Raw genomic sequence first — 21,153 nt, 5'->3', positions numbered from 1 at the left:
ACCCCTGTTTTTGCTTCTAGCGAACCTGATGTCTGGGGTTGTTGACTTTTTCGGAGTGCATTTCATTGGGTAGTTAGGCCCAGCGCACGCTTTGTCAGAAAGCTTCTCAAGCCATGGCGAAGAGTTTTCTTGCGCATCACCAGTGCTTCAATGGCGATAGGCGCTTGAGTCAGGCATCTGTAGCCGTGTTCGGTTACGAGAACGGTATCTGAGTGCCTGTAGCCGCCGACGCCCGTTGTGTAAATCCCAGGCTCGACTGAGATCAACATGTTCTTTTTGAGCACGTGCGGGCTCCCCACTGCAATCCATGGCGGTTCATGATTTCCCAGCCCGAAGCCGTGCCCACAACGATGGAGTCGTGTGCGCCAGTCACCAAAGCCCTCGGCTTTCAAGAACACGTTGACCGAAGCGTCGATTTCCTGGCAAGGCACGCCGGGCTGGATCATCTGGAACGCAAGTTCCCGAGCACGTGTCATGATCGCAAACACCTCTCGCTCCTCGGCAGTTGGCCCGGTAGTGAAAAAGGTGCGTTCGCATTCTGCAGCGTACCCATTGACGCGCGTCAGTACCATCGCCACATGGGGGCCCGCACCCAGACGGTCATCCATGCGCGGAATGGAGTGTGGTTCGGCGCTGAGCGGTGCTGGCCATGCGGCTGCAATCGCCTTGGTTGCAAGTGCATCCCAGTCTGGGACCTCTCTGATGATCTTTCGCATCAAGGCCTGGGTGGGCGCGTATGTTTCCGCCACGGAGCCGCCGTTCCAAGCGGCACGCATGACCTGCAGAACACCCCAATCGGCATAGCGTGCAGCCCGCTCGATCTGTTCAATCTCCCACTCCGACTTCACCATTCGAATGTCAGCCAGAAGGTCTGATGGGTGACCTCCTGCTTTGCGCAGTACCTCACCGATCATGAATGGCGTGCCGTCATCGAACGAGAACGAACCTGAGAACAGCTGGCCCTCCAACAGTCGCTCCGACCATCCCTCACCTGGCGGCGCCGGATACTCCCTGTAGAAATGGATGTCTTCGCGAGTCAGGCCCCAGGCTTTGTGCATGTGATCCACTTCGAGCATGGGCACCAGCATTGCGCGCGATCCATTCGCGCCAACGATGAGAAAAAACGGTCTCTCTAAAGGGTCGAAGGTTGCTCCTGTGAGGTAAAAAATGTTTTCTGAACCGGTGACGACGTGGTGCTCGAATCCGGCTGTGCGAATGGCGTCGACAAGGGTCCTGTGGCGGCGGCTGTATTCAGCCTGCTCGCGGGCATCAAATTGGCGCTCCATGGTCGGGTCCCTTACTGCGCAATGCCCAGGCGCTCAATGATCGGCCCCCAGGCGGCAGAGTCACGCTTGGTCATGATGAGAACGTCTGCGGGCTTGGATTTGACGGCTGTCAGCATCTGACCACTCAAACGGTCCTTCATTTCGCCACTGTCGAGCGCTTTGTTGACCTCTGCGTTCAGCCGGTCGATGGCCTCTGATGGAGCCCCTGCCCGAGCTACCAAGGAATACCATCCTGGCACATCCATCTCGATGCCCAGTTCCTTGAATGTGGGGACGTCAGGCAACTGTGGAAGGCGCTTTTCGCCCGTCACAGCGAGGGCAACCAGCTTGCCGGCTTTGACCTGGGGGACCAGCCCCACCGGAACAGTGGTGATGACGGGCGTGTCACCGGCCATCACGCTGGTCAATGCATTGGGTCCGCCTGCGCCACTGATCGGAACATGCTGCAGTTGGATGCCCGTACGAGACTTCAGCAACTCTGTGGCAAGGTGGGTTGAGTTGCCGATACCCGCAGAGGCATAGCTCAATCGACTCGGCTCGGCCTTGGCCATTTTGATCAGGTCAGCCAGGGTCTTGACTCCGAGGCTTGAGTTGACCGCAGTGATGAACGGTGTGTTGGCGATGACGGCGACACCGGCGAAGTCGCGTGCCGGTTGATAGGGCAGCGCCTTGTAAAGATGCGGGTTCCAAGACAAATTGGACACGCCTGCTAGAAACAGGGTGTATCCATCAGCTGGTTGCGAGAGCACGTAGTTGGCCGCCAGCGACCCATTTGCACCTGGACGGTTCTCGATCATGACCGGTTGCCCCATGTTTTTTGAGAGCACGTCGCCAAGCGTTCTGGCCAGCGTATCGGGTCCCGATCCCGAGGGTTGAGGGACCACGATCCTGATGGGCTTGTTCGGAAATCCCTGGGCATACCCGGTTACCGAAGACAAAAGCGTTGATGCGCAGAACCCGAGCAGGGCGATTCGACGAGACAGCATGTTGATGCCTTTGTGTTGCATGATGAAGGGGCCCTCGCTTTAGCCAACGATGGCGTATTCGAGTGATTTAGGCGTGTTCGTGAGCACGCGAGGCGTGGCGCCGACGACGACCGTGTCATCCAAGCGGAAGCCCCCGACGCCGTACACGTACAGACCGGGTTCTGCTGAATAGACCTCGTTGTCCAACAAAGGACGTTGGCTGAACGCCATGTCTTCGGGGTATTCGTGGTGCACGATCCCGATCGCGTGACCGGTGCGATGGCGAATGCAGGCGGCGTATCCAGCCCGCTCGATGACCGCCTGGGCGGCTGCATCGATACAACACACGGGGTTACCCGTGACGGCTGCGTCAATGGCGGCCGCAGTGGCGTCACTTGCGGCCTTCCAGAGTGCCTTCTTTTGTTCATCCGGAGCACCACAAAACCAAGTGCGCTCGTTTTCGATCGTCAGGCCGTTCAAGCGAGGGATCACGATGTTGACCAGGATGTCACCTTCCTGGATGCGGGCACCGCATGACGCTCCATCGCCGTGCGGTGACGCAGACGCTGGTCCGCTCAGGGTCCAGCAGCGCACCACTTCAAACTGCTCGCCAGGAAAGCGTTCAGCGGCCTCCTGCACCAACAGACTTGCCATGGCACAGTCAAGCTCCTGCACCAGACGCCCCGGCCTGATGTTTTCTCGGTAGCGGTCCTGGATCCAGTCAGACAAGCCAGCGATGGCTTGCATCACCGCCAGCTCTTCGGCATGCTTTTGCCAACGCAGGCTGCGGCACTCCAGCGTTGCAACGCGGATGTGCAACTCGGGCAGCAAGCGCTGGGTCGCGGCCAACACTCCGCTTGCGCCATCCGTTGCAATGCGTGCGCGGTGAAGGCCGGCCTGCTTCAGCCGGTCCGCCAAAACTTCCGGGAGCTGGGAGATCAGCGGTAGCCGGTTTTGCACCATGGGGTGCTCGGCGTAGAACGTCACGTCGGTGACCCACACCTTTTCCGCCTCCTTAGAGAAGCGCATGTGGTGAGTCGACAGCTCGTTCATGATCAAGAAGCCATCGCCGTGCCGGGGAATGACGGCAAAGATCGGGCGCTCCCACGGCTGGACGTCTGTGTGGAAATTGGTCGCGTATTGAAAGAAGTCTGCTGTGGTGAACATCAGCGCATCCACAGCCAGTTCGTCCATGAGTCGAAGCATCTTCTCGCGTCGGTGGCGCCACACGGCTTGGGTCAATTGAGGCATTTGGATTCCATTGATCGAGGGGTTTCGGATGCCTGGTACGGCTTCCAGGTTGCCATTCTACAAACCGACCAGACGGTTTGTAAATGTGTGAGGAAAATTCCATGTCAGCGCTGGGAACGCCTGAGACAAAGATGACAATTCGACTGATGGACAGGAACCTCACGGAATCAGCGGAATTGAAGGCCAAGCAGAGCAAGCCCCCTCGACGCAGTCACGCGGAGCGCAGTGGAGAGACCCGCCAAAAGCTGTGCGAGTCGGCTTTGCAGCTCCTGTCGGAAGTGGGTTATGAGCGTGTCACGACAGCTTCAATCGCACAGCACGCCCAGGTCTCGAAGGGCGCGCAAACCCATCATTTCCCAACCAAGGTCGACATCTTGGCCGCTGCGTTCGAATACTTGCTCGACGGCTGGAGAGAGCGTCGGCTGCAGTTGATGAGCCAAAACGACGGTACTCCCACGCTGGAGGACACTGTGCGCTACCTGTGGCGGGAAGTCTTCAACCGACCCGATTACATTGCTGCCATCGAACTCATGCTTGCTGCCCGGCACGATGGTCCTTTGCGCACCAAGCTTCAAGAATTGCTGGCCAACTGGACTGTGGCACGCGACGACATGTTTCGCCGCGTTGCAGGGCTGGACGGAGATCTGGACAAGGCTTCCACGTTTTTGAGACTCAACTTTTGTGTGCTGCGTGGGATGGCGCTTTACGAGGGATTGAACGAAACATCTGATCTCAATGAGCCTGTGCTCGAACTCTGGATCTCGATGGCAAGGCAACACTTGACAGCACAGGGGTGAGCAAGGAGCAAACCTATGCCTATCAGCATGCCGTCCTGGAGTCCAGACGTGGATCGTGATGTCAAAACCCTGTGGTGCAGAGGGGAAATGCATGCATCGGAAGGCAAGCTGAGAGCTGTTTACGACTTTAGCGTCGTGAGCGGTTGGCGCTAAGCTGCTGCAGCCCGCATGAACATTGACTCAATGTTTACGACTTTAATTTGCAGGAATAGCCGCGGCGGCCATCGCCTTCGCCCGTGAGGGCGCTCGCGTGGCCATCACCGGCCGTGACGTCGAAAGCCTCGACCGTGTGAAAGCCGAGTTGGGGCCCGACGCGCTGGCCTGGGTCAGCGATGCCGGTGAGGTGTCGGCGCAGGCGGCGCTGGTGGCCCGTCTGCAATCGCAGATGGGTGTGATCGATGGCGTGTTCATCAACGCCGGCGTGGCCCAATTCGGGCCGTTCGCGCAAATCGACGAGTCTTTGTGGGACCGCAGTTTCGACACCAATGTCAAAGGCCCGTATTTCCTGATCCAGGGCCTGGCCCCCTTCATGACGCGAGGCGGGTCCATTGTTCTGAACGGCTCAATCAATGCCCACATCGGCATGCCGAATTCCAGTGTCTACGCGGCCAGCAAGGCTGCGCTGGTGTCATTGGCCAAAACCCTGTCAGCCGAGCTGCTGCCGCAAGGGGTGCGGGTCAACGTGGTGAGCCCGGGCCCGGTGACGACACCGCTGTATGGCAAGCTGGGCCTGGCGGCGGACCAGTTGCAGGCCATGGCCACCAGCATCCAGACGCAGATTCCGCTGGGTCGCTTCGGTCGCCCGGAAGAGATTGCGGCCACCGTGCTGCACCTGGTGTCGCAGGAGTCGGCCTTCATCGTGGGTACCGAGATCATTGCAGATGGCGGCATGAGCCAGCTTTGAGATGGGTGTTTTGCAGGGATCAACATGGCAGCGAAGGCACGAGGCAGGCGGGTCCTGGTCTTGAGCCAGGGCCTGGATCCCCTATGCGCCCGTAATCAATGCACTGTCGTGGCCGCCCTGGCCCTCATGATGCCGAAACCTGCGTCAAGGATGTGCTGGCTGCCGCCAGGCAGCTCAGCCTGGTCATGGTTGGCCTGCCCGCACGCGGTCGTCAACCCAGTTGCGCGGGCCTGATCGTCTCAAGGAGGGCCAGCGGTCAGCGTCATGGGCTGCGCCAAGGCTTGGGTCAGCCTTGATCTTGAATGCCCCATCCCGTGGCAGTGCCCTTGAATCTCTCAAGCTTTCGTCAATTTGCCAAAATGACATTTTTGGATTCGTCACGGACCTGCTTTGCTCTCGTCTTTCTTCTATTTCGGCCCTGCCGACGCGGGTCTTCTGCAAGGGCAGCATGAGCCCTGGCTGGTGCTGTTGTCGGTGCTGGTGGCCATGCTGTCGTCGGCCATGGCCTTGCAACTGGCGGGTATTGCGCGGCGCAGCAGCCAGTTGGGGCTGGCGCGCATCGCCCTGGGCACGGGGGCGCTGTCCTTGGGCGCCGGGGTGTGGGCCATGCACTTCATCGGCATGCTGGCTTTTCAGCTGTGCACCACGGTGCGTTACTCGCCGGCCATCACCATTGGTTCGATGCTGCCCAGCCTGGGGGCCTCTTATGTGGCGCTTTGGGTGCTGTCGCGGCGGCAGGTGCGGCGTGGGCAACTGGTATTGGGCGGGGCGCTGGTGGGGGCCGGCATCGGCCTCATGCACTACGGCGGCATGGCCGCACTCCAGATGGCCCCGGTGCTGCGCTACGACCCGCTCTGGTTTGCTGCCTCGCTGGGGGTGGCCGTGGGGCTGGCGGTACTGGCCTTGTGGATCCGCTTCGAGTTGGCACGGCGCCGCCGGCTGACGGCTGGGCAGGCCATCGCGCTGGGGGGCGGGGTCATGGGGCTGGCGATTTCAGGCATGCATTACACCGCCATGGCGGCCGCCCGCTTTGTGGGGCAGGACGAGCCCGGCTTTGTGGCGGATCTGGGCAGAAGCAGCAGCCTGGCGCTGACCATCGCCCTGATCACCCTGCTCATCTGCGCGATGACGGCGGCTGTCAATGCGGCGTTGCGTTATCGCCAGGTGTACCGGCACCTGGCCCGCAGCCAGGCCCGGCTGCAGGCCATTCTGAACACGGCCGCCGATGGGGTGATCAGCATGAACCCGCAAGGGGTGATCCTGACGCTCAACCCGGCGGCTGAGCAGCTCTTTGGCGCGCCGGCCGCCCAGTTGACGGGGCTTTCGATCAACGTGTTGCTGCCCGAACTGCGTGGCGCTGGCGATCACCCGGAGGGGCCGGCGCACCCAGGCCTGGTGCCAGGGGTGCGTGAGTTGACCGCGCAGCGCATGGACGGTCGTCTGCTGCCCATCCGGCTGGCCCTGGGCCAGGCCCCCGATGCCGATGAATCGCTGTGGGTGGCCTTTGTGACCGACCTCACCGAGCGCCAGCGCGTCGAAAACGCCCTGGCCGAGAGCGAGCACCAGCACCGCAGCCTCATTGCCAACATTCCTGGGGTCACTTTCCGCTGTGCTTACCAGCGTGAGCGGGGCTGGGGTGAGTTGGTGTTCATCAGCGATGCCGCAGAGCCACTCACCGGGTGGCCGGTGGTGGCTTTCATGGCCGGCGAGGTGCAGCTGGAGGCACTGATCCACCCCGCCGATCGTGAGCGGGTGCAGCGCCTGCGCCAGCAAGCGCTGGCGGAGACGGGTGCTTGCGCCCTGGAGTACCGCCTGCTGAGCCGTGGCGGCGTTGAGCACTGGGTGTCTGAAACCTCGGCCGCGGTGCGCGACGCGCAGCGCCGGCAGCGTTGGGTGGACGGTATCCTGATGGACATCACCGATGCCAAGCTGCGCAACGCCGACTTCGAGAGTGTGGTGCAGGCCATCAACCGGGCGCTGGTGGTGATTGAGTTCGACCTGGAGGGCCGCATCCTCAATGCCAGCGACAAGTTTCTGCAGCTCGTGGGCTACGCGTCACATGAGCTGATCGGACAGCCCCACCGCCTGCTGTGCCTGCCCGAAGAGGTGGCCGGGCCGGCCTATGCCGAGCACTGGCAGGCCCTGCGGCGTGGCGAGTTCCGCAGTGGCGAATACCACCGCCTGGGCAAGCACCGCAAGGACATCTGGATCCATGCCACCTACAGTCCCATTTTGGATGCCGACGGGGCGCCGCGGCGCATCATCAAGTTCGTCAACGACCTGAGCGAGCGCCACGCCATGGAGCTGGACCTGCGCCTGGCCAAGGACAAGGCCGAGCAGGCGGCTGCCAGCAAGAGCACCTTCCTGGCCAACATGAGCCACGAGATCCGCACCCCCATGAACGCCATCATCGGCTTCACCGAGGTGGTGCTGGAAAGCCAGCTCAGCGAGGCCCAGCGCCAGCACCTCAACATCATCAACCGGTCCGCCCGATCTCTGCTGAGCCTGCTCAACGACATCCTCGACACGGCCAAGATGGAGCATGGCTCGGTGGTGTTGGAGCCGCGGGACTTTTCGCTGCGTGAACTCTGCCGCGATCTGCTGGCCACCCTGCGCCTGGGAGCGTCCGCCAAAGGCCTGGGTCTGACCCTGGACTACCCTGATGAACTGCCCGAGTTCTTTGTGGGGGATGCGCTGCGGCTGCAGCAGGTGCTGCTGAACCTGCTGGGCAATGCGATCAAGTTCACCGAGCGGGGGCAGGTGCGCCTGGTGGTGCACTACGCCAGCCCGACCCAGACCCTGTGGGTGCAGGTGTGCGACACCGGCATCGGCATCCCGGCCGATCGGCTGGAACGTATTTTTGATCCCTTCTCCCAGGCCGATGCCTCCATGACCCGCCGCTTTGGCGGCACCGGCCTGGGCACCACCATCGCCCGCCAGCTGGTGCAGCTGATGGGCGGTGACATCAGCGTCAGCAGCACCTTGGGGCAGGGCAGCACCTTCACGGTGCAGGTGCCGCTCCCGTTGGGCAAGGCGCCTGCCCCAACGAATGACGCAGGCGGCGGGCTGAGCCTGCCGCCAATGCGCATCCTGGTGGCCGACGATGTGCCGCAGAACCTGGAGCTGCTCACGCTGCGCTTGGGCCGATTGGGGCATCAGTTGGCCACCGCCTCGGACGGTGAGCAGGCGCTGGCCCTGGCGCAGAGCCAGTCTTTTGACGTGATCCTCATGGATGTGCAAATGCCCTTGCTGGACGGCCTGGCCGCCACCCGGCGCCTGCGGCAATGGGAGCGTCAGAACGCCCGCTCCCCGGTGCCGGTGGTGGCCCTCACGGCCAGCGTGCTGGAGGAAGACCGCCGCGCCACCCTGGACGCTGGCATGAATGGTTTTGCCGTGAAGCCGGTCGAACTGCCGCGTCTGCTGGCTGAGATCGCGCGTGTCACGGGTCTGGCCATCAACCCCCAGGCCGCTGCGGCCGTGCCGGCCTCGGGTCCGCAGGCTGAAGACGGCCAGGCCGAGGGCGTGGACTGGGCCCGCGGCGCGGAACTCTGGGGCGATGTACAGACCCTGCAGACCCGCATCCGCCAGTTTCTGACCGAGGCCCTCAGAGGGCTGCCACCGGGGGTGCCACCGGGCGATGAACCGGCCCAGCGGGCCACAGCGCATCGCCTGCAGGGCGCCGCGGCCAATCTGGCCCTGCCCCGCGTGCAGGCCCTGGCCGCCGAATTGGAGCAAGGCGCCCTGGCCCGGCCCCAGGCGCAGTGGGCCGCCCTGCGCGCCGAGATGCAGGCTCTGCTGGACCGTTTGCCTGCGGCGCCGGTCACAGCCTTCGAGGCCCAGGGCAGTCCTATGTTGCAGCCCGACGACCTGCGCACCTTACAGGCACATCTGCAGCGCGGTGAGTTGGCAGAAGACGCCTTGCAGCGTGTGTATGCTGCAGTGGATGCTGATCGACGCGAGGCCTTGCAGGCCGCCGTCGACAGCTTTGATTTCGACCAAGCCCTGCACCAGGTTGATGCCTTGTTGAAGCACTTGACCCCCTCCGAACCCGGAGCCCCGACATGAACTCAGGCCCTGCCCCTGTCAGCCCATTGCCAGACCGGCGGCCCCGCCTGTTGCTGGTGGACGACGAGCCGACCAACCTGCAGGTGCTCAAGCAGATTCTGCAGGCCGACTACCGCCTGCTGTTTGCGCGTGATGGCGAGAAGGCCCTGCAATTGGCCCAGCAGGAGCAGCCCCAGTTGATCCTGCTCGATGTGATGATGCCCGGCCTGAGCGGGCTGGAGGTCTGCCGCCAGCTCAAGGCCCAGCCCGGTACCGCCGCCATTCCGGTGATCTTTGTCACCGCGCTGGCCGACGAAAGCCACGAGGCCGAGGGCTTCGAGGCCGGGGCGGTCGACTACGTGACCAAACCGGTCAGCCCGCCCATCGTGCGGGCCCGGGTGCGCACCCACCTGTCGCTGGTGCGGGTGGAAGACCTCAAGCAGAGCCGGCTCGAAATCGTGCAGCGCCTGGGCCGTGCGGCCGAGTACAAGGACAACGAGACGGGCCGCCACGTGATCCGCATGAGCCACTATGCCCGCCTCATGGCCCTGGCCCTGGGCTTCTCACCCGACCACGCGGATGAGTTGCTGCACGCAGCGGCCATGCACGATGTGGGCAAGATCGGCATCCCCGATGCGGTGCTGTTGAAGAACGGACCGTTGGACGCCGAGCAATGGCAAATCATGCGCCGCCACCCTGAGATGGGGGCCGCCATCATCGGCGAACACGCCTCCACGCTGCTGCAGATGGCCCGCCGTGTGGCCCTGACCCACCACGAGAAGTGGGACGGCAGCGGCTACCCCTTCGGGCTGAAAGGGGAGGACATCGCCCTGGAGGGGCGCATCGTGGCCATCGCCGACGTGTTTGATGCCCTGACCAACGAGCGCCCCTACAAGGCGGCCTGGCCGGTCGAGCAGGCCATCGAGCTGCTGCAAAAAGAGTCGGGCCGGCATTTTGACCCTGCGCTGGTGCAGCTGTTCATCGACCTGCTGCCAGAGATCCTGAAGGTGAAGGCGCAGTGGCCTGAGCAGGACGCGGTGGCGCTTGGGTAAAGTTGCTGGTAAGTACGGCGCGGCCCGCCTAGGCTGAACAGGGTAGGGGCCCTCATCGGTGTGCGGGCCCGCCCTTCCTTCTGCTGCCATGAGCCTGTCTTCTGCTTTCTCAACAGCCGCCTCGTCAACGGCCACCAGCCAGTTGCCCTACCTGCAGTCCTTGTACCAGTCAGGGCTGCTGACGCTGGGGGCGGCCGGCAAAGGCAATTCGGCGGCCTCCGGCACCTCGTCCGGCACCTTGTCCAGCACGGTGGTGCAGATTTCCGATCAGGCCCTGGCCTTGCAGAACAACGCCACCCTGCTGGGCAGCGCCACCGGTACAGGGGCAGATCTGCAGCAGTCTCTGCAACAGCTTGATGCGCTGGCTCTGCAGGCCTCAGGCCAGGGCAGCAACAGCGGCAGCCAGGCGCTGGCGGATGCGGCCAGTGCCGCACTGGGCCTGTCCAGCAGCAGCAACCTTGCCTTGCAAAACACCGATCTGGCCGGCACCTCCACCCTGCTTGGCTCGCTGGGGGGCGACCCCGTCAGCCTGCTGAGCAGCCTGGCCGATCTCTCCACCCAGTACCAGAACCAGCTGTCGCTGAGTGATCTGGGCCTGGCCGGAGGCACCGCATCATCGGGTGACACCGCCACGTCTGCGGCGTCCTCATCCACGTCTACATCGACCCCCAGCGCCACCCAGCAGGCGCTCTCGCTCTATCAGACCCTGCAGCAACAGGGTTTGGGCCAGCTGTTGAGCGTGGCCTGAATATGGGGCGGTCGCCTTCATGCCGGCGATTCAGCCCCCGCTCGGTCAAGCCTTGAACACCACACTCTGCCGCGGGCGCTCGTCCACCGTCAGCGAGAACACGTCCGGCCGCGCGTAGTGGCCCACCACATCGAAGTCGTAGCGGGCGCGGGTCAGTTCGGCGGTGTCGATCTGGGCCACCAGCAGGCCGGTCTCGTGCTGGAGTGGCCCGGCCAGCACGTCGCCCAGAGGGCCCACGATCATGCTGTTGCCGCCGATCAGGGGCAGATCGGGGTCCCAATGGGGGGCGTTCACGCCCAGGGCCTTGGGTGAGGGCTGCACCTGGCAGGCGCTGATCACGAAGCAGCGCCCCTCGTGCGCGATGTGCCGCATCGACGACTGCCAGATGTCGCGCGCGTCCACCGTGGGGGCGCACCAGATCTGCACGCCCTTGGCGTACATGGCGGTGCGCAGCAGGGGCATGTGGTTCTCCCAGCAGATCACGGCACCGACGCGGCCGGCGGGCGTGTCCAGCACCGGCAGGGTGGAGCCATCGCCCTGGCCCCAGATCAGCCGTTCGGTACCCGTGGGCATGAGCTTGCGGTGCTTGGCCACCAGTCCGCCCTCGGGGGCGAAGAACAAGGCGGTGCAATACAAGGTGTTGCCTGCGCGCTCGATCACGCCGATCACGATGTGGGCCTGGCAGCGCTCGGCCAGGCCGGCCAGGGCCTCGGTTTCGGTGCCTGGCACGTCGATGGCGTTGTCGTAGTAGCGCTCAAAAGCCTGGCGGCCTTCGGGCAGGCGGTAGCCCAGGTAGGTGCCAAAGCCCTCGCCCTTGGGGTAGCCGCCCAGCAAGGCCTCGGGCATCACCACCAGGCTGGCGCCGGCGGCGCGGATGGCGTCTTCATGCGACAGGATCTGCGCCAGGGTGGCGGCCTTGCCTTCGGGGTGAGCGCCGATTTGCAGCGCGGCAACCGTGGATCGGGTCATGTGAACTCGCTTTCGAAACAACAGGGTGATTGCGTCATCGTCGGCCTTTGGCGATCATCAATCAACCGATGATCAGACAAGCTGATATGAACGACATGAATATCGACAGCGTCGACCTGAACCTGCTCAAGGTGTTGCAGGCCTTGCACGAGGAGGGCACGGCCGGCCGGGCCGCCATTCGGTTGGGGGTCACGCAATCGGCCGTCAGTGCGGCGCTGGGCCGGCTGCGCGCCCTGTATGGCGACCCCTTGTTCGAGCGCACCGGCCGTGGCCTGCGCCCCACCCCCAAGGCCGAAGAACTGCGCCCCCTGATTGCCGAGGCCCTGCAAAAGCTGCGGCAAAGCCTGGCCCTGGCCCAGCCCGGGGGCGCCAGCTTGGCCGGGCGCACCGTGGTGCTGGGCCTGTCAGACGACCACGAGATGGCCCTGGGGCGCCGGCTCATCGACCGGCTTCAGCAGGCGGCGCCCGGCCTGCGCCTGGTGCTGCGCCAGACCCACAGCGGCTTGGCCGCCGACATGCTGATGGACCGGCGCATCGACCTGAGCCTGGGGGCCGGCACGGGCAGCTCGCGCACCCTGGCGCGCCAGGTGCTGGGCACCGGCCGCTATGCCTGCGTGATGGACCTGGCTCAGGCCCCAGCAGGCCATTTGGGGCTGGACGAGTACCTGCGCCGGCCGCATCTGCTGATCTCGTCGGGTGGCTTTGTGGGGGTGGTCGATGAAGCCCTGGCGGCCCTGGGCCACAGCCGGCGCATCGAGGCCTCCACCACCCACTTTGCGGCCTTGCCTCACCTGCTGCGTGGCAGCACGGCCCTGGCCACCCTGCCCGAGCACGCGGCCCGCGCCTTGGCTGCCCTGGGGACCTTGGTGTGTGTGTCCTGTCCGATCGAACTGCCCCGCTATTCCATCGAACTGGCCTGGCGCAGCAGCAGCCTGCGCGACCCGGCGCTGCAGTGCTTGAAGACCCATCTGATGGATGTGGCCCGGGGCCTTTACGGGCCCGCCTGAGCCGGGGGCCTTGCCGCCGCGCCGCAGGGTGGCGCGCGCATTTCAGCACTCCAGGCTGGGGGTGGGCATGGAAAAACTGTTGAAGCCGCAGCGATGCAGGTAGAACAACTGCGCCCCGGTGATGGGCCCGAAGGCGCGCAGCTCCCCGCCAAACTTCAGCGAGGCCCTCAGGTGGTTGGCTGCGCCATAGCACCAGTCTGAATCCGGGCCACCGATCCGCAGGGCCACCAGGGGCAGCGCCGCCAGAGCCGGCGCATGGGCCTCGAACTGTTGCTGGCTATCGACCCAGACGCCGATTTGCGACAGATCCAAAGAGGTTCCGCCGAGCAGTTCGCGCCACATCGGCAAAGGCAGGATCAGGCGCTTGTCGGCGGGCGTCGAGATCAAATCGTCGGGTTGGTGGATCAGCAGCCAGGGGTCGTCGATCCACATCTGGTTTTGCTGGCTGACCAGAAGAACCTGGGGGTTCGGCGCCGGGCTGGCTGGCTCGGCTTGGATGTCTGCGTATCGTTGTGTGGGCATGCACCGAAGTTTGGCAACACCTGCCCTGAGGCAGCCGCATCAGAAATCGGAAACTTTTCAGGATCAGTTGGCCACCACGGCGTGTGGTGGGCACAGCGCGTCGATGCAGGGTTGGGCAGGGCGTCCAATTCAGCATCGTTCGACCGTCCAAATCAACATTGAAGCAGCGTCCAAATCGACATTCAAGGGGCGTCTGGATCGACAAACAACCATCCTCCAGGTCGTTCCAAGGACCAGCCAAGGAGCGAGCCAACTCGGCCCTGTTTGGCGCAAAGGCAGGCCCATTCAGCGCCTTTCAGCACCTGAACGCCTCGAATCCCCTCGAATCCCCTCGAATTGCCTCGCTTCACGCCGAGGGTGGCGGCAGTGCCTGGTCCAGCACGGACGACAGCAGCCGCAGCGCCTGCTGCAGGTCCTCGCGACCGATCGAGCCGCCCAGGCACAGGCGAAGCGCGGGCGGTGGGTCGGCGTCGGTCGAGAAGGCGGCGCTGGCCACGCAGGCGATGCCCTGGGCACGCAGGCTGGTGGCCACGTCGATCGGGTTCCAGTCTTCGCGCAGCGGCAGCCAGACATGAAAGCCCTGCGGGTCGGCCAGTGCGCCGTGCTCGGCGAGGTAGCGCTGGGCCAGGTGCTGGCGTGCGGTCGACTCTTCGCGGATCGCCGCCAGCATGGCCGGCGCTGCCCCGGTCTGGATCCAGCGTGTGACCAGGGCTGCGGTGAAGGGTGAGCTCATGACCGTGGTGGCGCGCAGCGCACCTGCCGTGCGTTGCAGCAGGCGCGGGTTGAGTGTGCAGAGGTAGGACATGCGCAGCCCCGCGCCCAGGCTCTTGGACAGGCCGGCGATGTAGTAGGTCAGCTCGGGGGCCAGGCTGAGCAGGGTGGGCAGGGCCTGGGACTGCAGCTTGCCATAGGCATCGTCCTCGATCAGGGGCACGCTGTAGCGGGTGGCGATGTCGGCGATCTCGCGGCGCCGCTGCAGGCTCATGGTCACGGTGGTCGGGTTGTGGATGTTGGGGTTGCACACCAGGGCGCGAGGCTGCATGGTTTTGCAGGCGTGTTCGAAGTCCTCGGCGCTCACGCCTTCATCGTCCAGGGTCAGGGCCTGCAGCTTCACGCCCAATTGGGCGGCAATCACCTTCATGCCGGGGTAGGCCAGGGCTTCGACGCAGAGCACCTCGCCAGGCCGGCACAGCAGGGTGATCAGGGCCAGCAGCACCCCGTGGATGCCCGGGCCCACAAGCACCTGTGCGGCATGGCAATCGGGCACATGGCTGCGCAGCCACAGCGCGCCCGCATCGCGCGCCTCGTTGCTTCCGCCGTAGTCCTGGTAGCGCATCAGCTCGTAGTAGCCGTGCGAGCCGCCATTGGCCAGGGCTTCACCGGCCTGCTGCTGCATCTGTTGCACCAGGGCATGGGCCACAGGCTCGGGTGGCAGGTTCATGGTCATCTCGGCGCTGCTGCCCGAGCGCAGCGGCAGGCCCGGGATGCGGCCACGCACCACCGTGCCGATGCCCACATGCGAGTCGATCAGACCCCGGCGCTTGGCTTCGCCATAGCCCCGGGCCACGGTGGTGTAGTTCAGCTTGAGCAACTGCGCCATGTCACGCAGGGTGGGCATGCGCTCGCGCGTGCTGAGCTCGCCGCGCTGGATGTCTTCGGCGATCAGGTCGGCCATCATCAGGTAGGCCGGTCGGCTGTCCTGGCTCAGGCGCTTGCGCCAGCGGGTGGCGTTGATGGGCATGGGGGGCTTTCTGAGGGCGGGGGGGCTGCCGGATTGATTGCATCAAGCATGCCACGCGGGCCGGGCCATCGCGCGCCAAGGCCGCACCAAAGCTGCTGACTCGGGGGGGCGGCTGATCGCCTTTGGTGCCGGGCTGGCCAATGATGGAGTGCATTGATCGCACGGCCAATCAAGGCTGTTTCGGGGTCTTCAGGCGGTGTTTCGCGGCTCGGAGGGGGCCTCCATTTTTTTGCAGGCGCGCCGGGGCAATGCACAGGCGCTTGATCGCAGATTGATCGCATCGGCCAGGCTCAAACGGGCATGTGGCCTGCAATGCAGAAGGCAGACACGGGGCATTCAGCCCGGTGTCTTCCCACCAACCCTCCATGGAGCAGCGCTATGCCAAAAGTCACCCAACCCGCCCACCAGAAAGGCGATTTTCTTGTCGACTACGAAGAAAAAGTCTTTGAAGATGTGAAGGCCGCCCCCGGCGAAAAAGCCCTGGTCACCTTCCACACCGTGGCCTTTGAAGGTTCGATCGGCTTCGTCAACCTGCTGCAGGCGACCCGGCTGCTGCGCAAGGGCTTCGAGACCTCGGTGCTGCTGTATGGGCCCGGCGTCACCCTGGGCCTGCAGCGCGGCTTTCCCACCCTGGGCGACGAGGCCTTCCCGGGCCATCAGAACCACAACAACCAGCTCATCAAGTTCATGGCCGAAGGGGGCAAGGTCTATGCCTGCCGCTTTGCGCTTCAGGCTTTGTATGGCCACGGTGAGGGCTCGCTGATTCCGGGCATCCGCCCCATCAGTCCGCTGGATGTGCTCGACATCAAGCTGCTGCACCGCAAAGAGGGGGCCTTGATCATCGACACCTGGACGGTCTGAGTCGAGCAGGGAACACCACCATGACCCAAGCTCGAACCGTCCGTGCCGCCGCCGTCCAGATCGCTCCCGATCTGGAGACCCCCACCGGAACGCTGGACCGGGTCTGCAATGCCATCGATGAGGCCGCCCGCAAGGGCGCCGAGCTGGTGGTGTTCCCCGAAACCTTTGTGCCGTACTACCCCTATTTCTCGTTTGTACTGCCACCCTGCCAGCAAGGCGCACCGCATCTGCAGCTCTACGAGCGTGCCGTGGTGGTGCCCGGCCCGGTGACCCAGGCCGTGGCTGAGCGGGCCCGGGCCCGCGGTGTGGTGGTGGTGCTGGGGGTGAATGAACGCGACCATGGCAGCCTGTACAACACGCAGCTGATCTTCGATGCCGACGGTGCCCTGAAGCTCAAGCGCCGCAAGATCACCCCCACCTACCACGAGCGCATGGTCTGGGGCCAGGGCGATGCGCAAGGCCTGCGCGTGGTCGACACGGCCGTGGGCCGTGTGGGCGCCCTGGCCTGCTGGGAGCACTACAACCCGCTGGCCCGCTACGCGCTGATGACCGAGCACGAAGAGATCCACTGCGCCCAGTTCCCGGGCTCGCTGGTGGGCCCCATCTTTGCCGATCAGATGGGCGTGACCCTTCGTCACCACGCGCTCGAGTCGGGCTGCTTCGTGGTCAACGCCACCGGCTGGCTGACCGACGCCCAGATCGAGTCCGTGACCCCGGATGTGAGCCTGCAACGCGCGCTGCGCGGCGGCTGCCACACCGCCATCGTCTCGCCCGAAGGCAAGTACCTGGCCGAGCCGCTGACCGAGGGCGAGGGCATGGTGATTGCCGATCTGGACCTGGCCCTGGTCACCAAGCGCAAGCGAATGATGGATTCGGTGGGCCATTACGCGCGCCCTGAGTTGCTGAGCCTGGCCATCAACCGGCGCCCGGCCCAGACCCACTTTGAGATGCCGGGCACCCAGCCCATCTCGTCCGCGACCGCTGCGGCGCCTGCAGGCGATTCCGCGCCCGTTTCCACCCTTGTCCAGGAGTGAATCCCATGAGCCCCCAAGCCGCCTTGATGCCCGCGCCGGACACCCGGCACCTGATGAGTGAGCTGCAATCGCTGGGTCTGCGCCTGGTCGATACATCGGCGGGCGTGGCCAGCCGACGCGGCGGTGCCGGCCCCTCCGATCACAAGGCCGTGACGGTGGACGGCCACACCATCATGGTGCCGGTCCACACCTCGACCGCCTGGACCTCGCCCTTCGTGGCCCTGGCGCCGGATGCCCAGGGGCGCAGCGTGATCACCCGCGACGCGATTCCGATTGCCAGCATCAGCTTCCCCAGGCAACCGCGCTTTTATGCGCTGCAGACGCTGGACGGCGTGCCTTACTCGCACATCGCCACGCTGCATGGCGCCGATGTGCTGGCCACCACCGTGCTGCAGACCTGCATCCGCTACGAAAGCCGCAAGAAGACCTGCCAGTTCTGTTCCATCGGTCAGTCGCTGGCGGCAGGCCGCACCATCGCGCGCAAGACGCCCCAGCAACTGGCCGAGGTGGCCCGCATGGCGGTGCTGCTTGACGGTGTGAAACACATGGTGCTGACCACGGGCACACCCAACGCCACCGACCGGGGCGCGGCCCTCTTGTGCGAGAGCGCCCAAGCCATCAAGGCCGCGGTCGACCTGCCCATCCAGGGCCAGTGCGAGCCACCTGACGACGATGCCTGGTTCGCCCGCATGAAGGCGGCCGGCATCGACACCCTGGGCATGCACCTGGAGGCGGTCACGCCCGCGGTGCGCGAACGCATCATGCCCGGCAAGGCCTCGGTGCCGATTGCGCGCTACCTGAGCGCCTTCGAGGCTGCCGTGCAGGTCTTCGGCCGGGGCCAGGTCAGCAGCTACATCCTGGCGGGCCTGGGTGACAGCCGCGAAGCCATCCTGGACATGAGCGCGCGCCTGGCCTCGATGGGGGTCTATCCCTTCGTGGTGCCCTTCGTGCCCATCAGCGGCACCCCGCTGGAGAGCCACCCCGCACCCAGCCCCGGGTTCATGCGCTCGGTACTGGAGCCCCTGGGCGACATCGTGCGCGAGGCCGGCCTGCGCTCCACCGACATCAAGGCGGGCTGCGGCAAATGCGGCGCCTGCTCGTCGATGTCGGTCTATGAGTCCTGAACCCGTCAGAGCCCCACGGAGGCCCCATGAACAGCCTGATCACCCCACCGTCCACCCACCCCGCCGGGGCGCGTGACCCAAGCCCCGCCTGCCCGGCTTTCCATGTGCGCCAGGCCTTGCTTGACGAAGAGATCGCGCAGGCCATGGCCCTGCGCCGCGCCGTGTTCTGCGACGAACAGGGCATCTTCACCGGCAGCGACCGTGACGACATCGACTCGCGAGCCCGCATGTTGATCGCTGCCGCCTATGACGTGCGGCAGGCCCACAGCAGCGTGCTGGGCACGGTGCGCATCCACGAGGCCTCGCCAGGCCTGTGGTGGGGTTCCCGGCTGGCGGTGCAACGCGCCATGCGCCGCCAGGCCAGGCTGGGCGCCCAACTGATCCGTCTGGCGGTCTGTACGGCCCATGGCCTGGGCTGCGAGACCTTTCTGGCCCACGTGCAGGTGCAGAACGTGCCCCTGTTCGAGAAGCTGCACTGGCGCTCGCTGGACACCTCGCTGGCCCATGGCCGACCGCATCACCTCATGCAGGCCGATCTGGCGCACTACCCACCTTGCCACGACCCGCTGATGGGGTTTTTTGTCGAAGCCGGGGGCCAGCCATGAGCGCCTTGACCGATCTGGTGGCCGCGTTGCTTGACAGCCGCGGCTTTGCCCACAAGCGTGACATCAGCGCCGTGGTCGACTGCTTTGACGATCTTTTGGCGCAGGGCGTGGGTCAGATGGACCAGGCTGTGCCCCTGGGTGACGACTGTGCTGCACTGCCCGATGGCCAGGGTGGTTACCAGTTGCTGGCCATCGAGGGCTTGGTGGAAGACTTCATCACCCGCATGCCCTGGTTTGCCGGCTACAGCAGCGTGATGGTCAACATCAGCGACATCTATGCCATGGGCGGCCGGCCCACGGCGGTGGTCAACGCTTTGTGGGGGCGGGGCGCAGGGGCTGAAACCCAGAAAATGCTGGCGGGCATGGCCGCGGCCTCGCAGCGTTACGGCGTGCCCATCGTGGGCGGGCACAGCAATCTGCGCTCCGAACGGCCTCAGCTGGCGGTCTCCATCGTCGGCCACGCCAAGAAGTTGCTCAGCAGCTTTTCGGCACGACCAGGTGATCAACTGTTGATGGCGGTGGACCTGCGCGGCCAATGGCAGGAGCCGTTTCCATACTGGAACGCCTCCACCGAGGCCCCCGCCGAGCGCCTGCGGGCCGACCTGGCGCTGCTGCCCGAGATGGCCGAGGCGGGCCTGTGCGAGGCCGCCAAGGACATCAGCATGGCCGGCACCCTGGGCACGGCGCTGATGCTGCTGGAGTGCTCGGGTGTGGGGGCCATCGTCGATCTGGACGCGATCCCCCGGCCCGAGGGCGTGCCCCTGCTGCGCTGGCTGACCGCCTTCCCGAGCTATGGCTTCATCCTCAGTGTGCGGCCCGAGCATGTGGCGGCCGTGCGGCAGCGCTTCGAGGCGCGGGGCCTGGCCTGCGCCTCGGTGGGCGAGGTCAAGCCCGCGCGGCAGCTGATCGTGCAGCAGGGCAGCGAAGGGGCCTTGTTGTGGAACCTGGCCGAGCAGCCCTTCATCCAGGGCACACCGGCACGCGGCCTTGAGGACAGGAGCTTGGCATGAGAGCAGATTCGTTGCGCATTGCCTTGCTCACCCATTCCACCAACCCGCGTGGCGGGGTGGTCCACTGCCTGGAGTTGGCCGATGCGCTGTGCGCCCAGGGCCATGCCGTGACGGTGCATGCCCCCGGCGTGCCCGGGCGGCCCCTGTTTCGGAGCAGCCGGGCCGCCGTGCGCATTCTGCCCGTAGCGGCCTCGGGTCCCAGCCTGCGCGAGGTGGTTCAGACCCGCATCCGCAGCTTTGTGCAAGGCCTCTCGGAGGCCGGGCAGGCCGGCTTCGATGTGTTCCATGCCCATGATGGCATTGGCGCCAATGCCCTGCTCACACTGCGGCGCCAGGGCTTGGTTGGGGCCTATGTGCGCACTGTGCATCATGTGGATGCCGGCTTTGGTGATCCGGTGGTGGATGCCTGGGAAGAGCAGAGCATCCGGCAGGCCGATCGCCTGATCTGCGTCAGCGAATCGTGGGCACCCAAGCTGCGCGAGCGCTTTCAGCGCGAGGCCCAGGTCATCCACAACGGGGTGGATCTGCGCCGCTTCAGCCCCGTGCCGCAGGCCACCGATGCCGACCTGGCCAGGCGCCTGGGCCTGGGCACCGGCCCGGTCTACCTGATGGTAGGCGGCGTTGAAGCCCGCAAGAACACCGTGGGCGCTCTGCAGGCTTTCGTGGCCTTGCGGGCCCGGGTGCCCCAGGCCCAATTGCTGATTGCCGGCGGCGCCAGCCTGCTGGATCACAGCCCCTACCGGCAGCGCTTCGAGCAGGTCCTGGCCCAGGCCGGTTGGCAGGCCGGGCCTGGCCAGCCCGTGGTGCTGAGCGGCGTGCTGGCCGATGCCGACATGCCCGCCCTGTACCGGCTGGCCACGGCACTGCTGTTTCCATCACTGCTTGAGGGTTTTGGACTGGCCATCGTCGAGGCCATGGCCAGCGGGGTACCCGTCGTCGTCTCGCGGCAAGAGCCCTTCACCGATTTCCTGGGGCCCGACGACGCCCTGTGGGTGGACCCGCATTCGACGCCCTCCATGACCGAGGCCCTGCTGCAGGTGTTGTTTCAGGGCACGGCGCAGGCGCTGCGCGAGCGGGGCCTGCCGCTGGCGCGCCGCTTTGACTGGGGCGCTGCGGCCCGCGCCCATGTTGCTCTGTATTCGGCCCTGTATTCGAACCTGGATAGGGCGCTAGGCGCCCCCGCCGCACAGCCGGCCCGCCCGCTTTCCCAACCGTCTTTTTGCTGAGGAGATA

General features: G+C 65.3%; 18 protein-coding genes. 12 read left to right on the top strand and 6 right to left on the bottom strand.

Annotated features, from left to right (window positions below):
* Positions 1-62: 62 nt before the first annotated feature.
* Genes AC07VS_RS13685 through AC07VS_RS13675 form a run of 3 tightly spaced genes read right to left on the bottom strand, consistent with a single transcriptional unit; the run spans position 63 to position 3,502 of the window.
* Positions 63-1,286, bottom strand: coding sequence for a M24 family metallopeptidase (locus AC07VS_RS13685; protein WP_494751221.1), 1,224 nt, complete (start codon positions 1,284-1,286; stop codon positions 63-65).
* A gap of 11 nt (positions 1,287-1,297) precedes the next feature.
* Positions 1,298-2,293 carry a Bug family tripartite tricarboxylate transporter substrate binding protein gene (locus AC07VS_RS13680; protein ID WP_494751220.1) on the bottom strand — a complete coding sequence of 332 codons (996 nt, stop codon included), beginning with the start codon at positions 2,291-2,293 and terminating at the stop codon, positions 1,298-1,300.
* Between the two features lie 18 nt (positions 2,294-2,311).
* The gene (locus AC07VS_RS13675) at positions 2,312-3,502 is read right to left on the bottom strand and encodes a M24 family metallopeptidase (RefSeq protein WP_494751219.1); all 1,191 of its coding nucleotides are present in this window, start codon (positions 3,500-3,502) and stop codon (positions 2,312-2,314) included.
* Positions 3,503-3,633: 131 nt separating this feature from the next.
* Between AC07VS_RS13675 and AC07VS_RS13670 the strand changes: the two genes are divergently transcribed.
* The 5 genes from AC07VS_RS13670 (at position 3,634) to AC07VS_RS13650 (ending at position 11,047) form a co-directional block, all read left to right on the top strand.
* Entirely contained in the window at positions 3,634-4,299 is a 666-nt protein-coding gene (locus AC07VS_RS13670; protein WP_494657927.1) for a TetR/AcrR family transcriptional regulator, read from the top strand.
* Positions 4,300-4,507: 208 nt separating this feature from the next.
* The gene (locus AC07VS_RS13665) at positions 4,508-5,203 is read left to right on the top strand and encodes an SDR family oxidoreductase (RefSeq protein ID WP_494751279.1); all 696 of its coding nucleotides are present in this window, start codon (positions 4,508-4,510) and stop codon (positions 5,201-5,203) included.
* A 390-nt stretch (positions 5,204-5,593) separates the two neighbouring features.
* Complete coding sequence (locus AC07VS_RS13660; protein ID WP_494751218.1) at positions 5,594-9,268, top strand: MHYT domain-containing protein; 3,675 nt, start codon at positions 5,594-5,596, stop codon at positions 9,266-9,268.
* Positions 9,265-10,299 (top strand): HD domain-containing phosphohydrolase, encoded by a 1,035-nt coding sequence (locus tag AC07VS_RS13655; protein WP_494751217.1) that lies wholly within the window; start codon positions 9,265-9,267, stop codon positions 10,297-10,299. The genes AC07VS_RS13660 and AC07VS_RS13655 overlap by 4 nt, the downstream gene beginning before the upstream one ends.
* 88 nt (positions 10,300-10,387) lie before the next feature.
* A complete protein-coding gene (locus AC07VS_RS13650) occupies positions 10,388-11,047 on the top strand; it encodes a hypothetical protein (RefSeq protein ID WP_494751216.1) in 660 nt (219 codons plus the stop codon).
* A gap of 45 nt (positions 11,048-11,092) precedes the next feature.
* Here the strand turns inward: AC07VS_RS13650 and AC07VS_RS13645 are convergent, their stop codons facing one another.
* Complete coding sequence (locus AC07VS_RS13645; protein WP_494751215.1) at positions 11,093-12,016, bottom strand: carbon-nitrogen hydrolase family protein; 924 nt, start codon at positions 12,014-12,016, stop codon at positions 11,093-11,095.
* Between the two features lie 86 nt (positions 12,017-12,102).
* Between AC07VS_RS13645 and AC07VS_RS13640 the strand changes: the two genes are divergently transcribed.
* Positions 12,103-13,023, top strand: coding sequence for a LysR family transcriptional regulator (locus AC07VS_RS13640; RefSeq protein WP_494751214.1), 921 nt, complete (start codon positions 12,103-12,105; stop codon positions 13,021-13,023).
* A 42-nt stretch (positions 13,024-13,065) separates the two neighbouring features.
* Here AC07VS_RS13640 and AC07VS_RS13635 read toward each other — a convergent pair whose 3' ends face one another.
* The gene (locus AC07VS_RS13635; RefSeq protein WP_494751213.1) at positions 13,066-13,545 is read right to left on the bottom strand and encodes a DUF934 domain-containing protein; all 480 of its coding nucleotides are present in this window, start codon (positions 13,543-13,545) and stop codon (positions 13,066-13,068) included.
* 346 nt (positions 13,546-13,891) lie between these two features.
* Positions 13,892-15,286: an aminotransferase-like domain-containing protein gene (locus AC07VS_RS13630; protein WP_494751212.1), complete on the bottom strand. Its 1,395-nt coding sequence runs from the start codon at positions 15,284-15,286 to the stop codon at positions 13,892-13,894.
* 378 nt (positions 15,287-15,664) lie between these two features.
* Between AC07VS_RS13630 and AC07VS_RS13625 the strand changes: the two genes are divergently transcribed.
* From AC07VS_RS13625 to AC07VS_RS13600, 6 genes are read left to right on the top strand one after another with little or no spacing between them, the layout of a single operon-like run.
* Positions 15,665-16,147: an MSMEG_0572/Sll0783 family nitrogen starvation response protein gene (locus AC07VS_RS13625; protein WP_027474024.1), complete on the top strand. Its 483-nt coding sequence runs from the start codon at positions 15,665-15,667 to the stop codon at positions 16,145-16,147.
* Positions 16,148-16,167: 20 nt separating this feature from the next.
* The gene (locus AC07VS_RS13620; RefSeq protein WP_494751211.1) at positions 16,168-17,181 is read left to right on the top strand and encodes a Nit6803 family nitrilase; all 1,014 of its coding nucleotides are present in this window, start codon (positions 16,168-16,170) and stop codon (positions 17,179-17,181) included.
* Positions 17,182-17,234: 53 nt separating this feature from the next.
* Positions 17,235-18,305, top strand: a complete 1,071-nt coding sequence (locus AC07VS_RS13615; protein ID WP_494657238.1) for an MSMEG_0568 family radical SAM protein — start codon at positions 17,235-17,237, stop codon at positions 18,303-18,305.
* A gap of 26 nt (positions 18,306-18,331) precedes the next feature.
* A complete protein-coding gene (locus AC07VS_RS13610) occupies positions 18,332-18,910 on the top strand; it encodes an MSMEG_0567/Sll0786 family nitrogen starvation N-acetyltransferase (protein ID WP_492347588.1) in 579 nt (192 codons plus the stop codon).
* Positions 18,907-19,920, top strand: a complete 1,014-nt coding sequence (locus AC07VS_RS13605; RefSeq protein WP_494751210.1) for a sll0787 family AIR synthase-like protein — start codon at positions 18,907-18,909, stop codon at positions 19,918-19,920. Before AC07VS_RS13610 ends, AC07VS_RS13605 begins: the two co-directional genes overlap by 4 nt.
* Complete coding sequence (locus AC07VS_RS13600) at positions 19,917-21,146, top strand: MSMEG_0565 family glycosyltransferase (RefSeq protein WP_492347590.1); 1,230 nt, start codon at positions 19,917-19,919, stop codon at positions 21,144-21,146. The genes AC07VS_RS13605 and AC07VS_RS13600 overlap by 4 nt, the downstream gene beginning before the upstream one ends.
* Positions 21,147-21,153: the final 7 nt, after the last annotated feature.

Source organism: Curvibacter sp. GW821-FHT01G03, assembly GCF_059422285.1.
The sequence above is the reverse complement of the archived record's forward strand: the minus strand, read 5'-3'. Positions and strand labels throughout refer to the sequence as shown.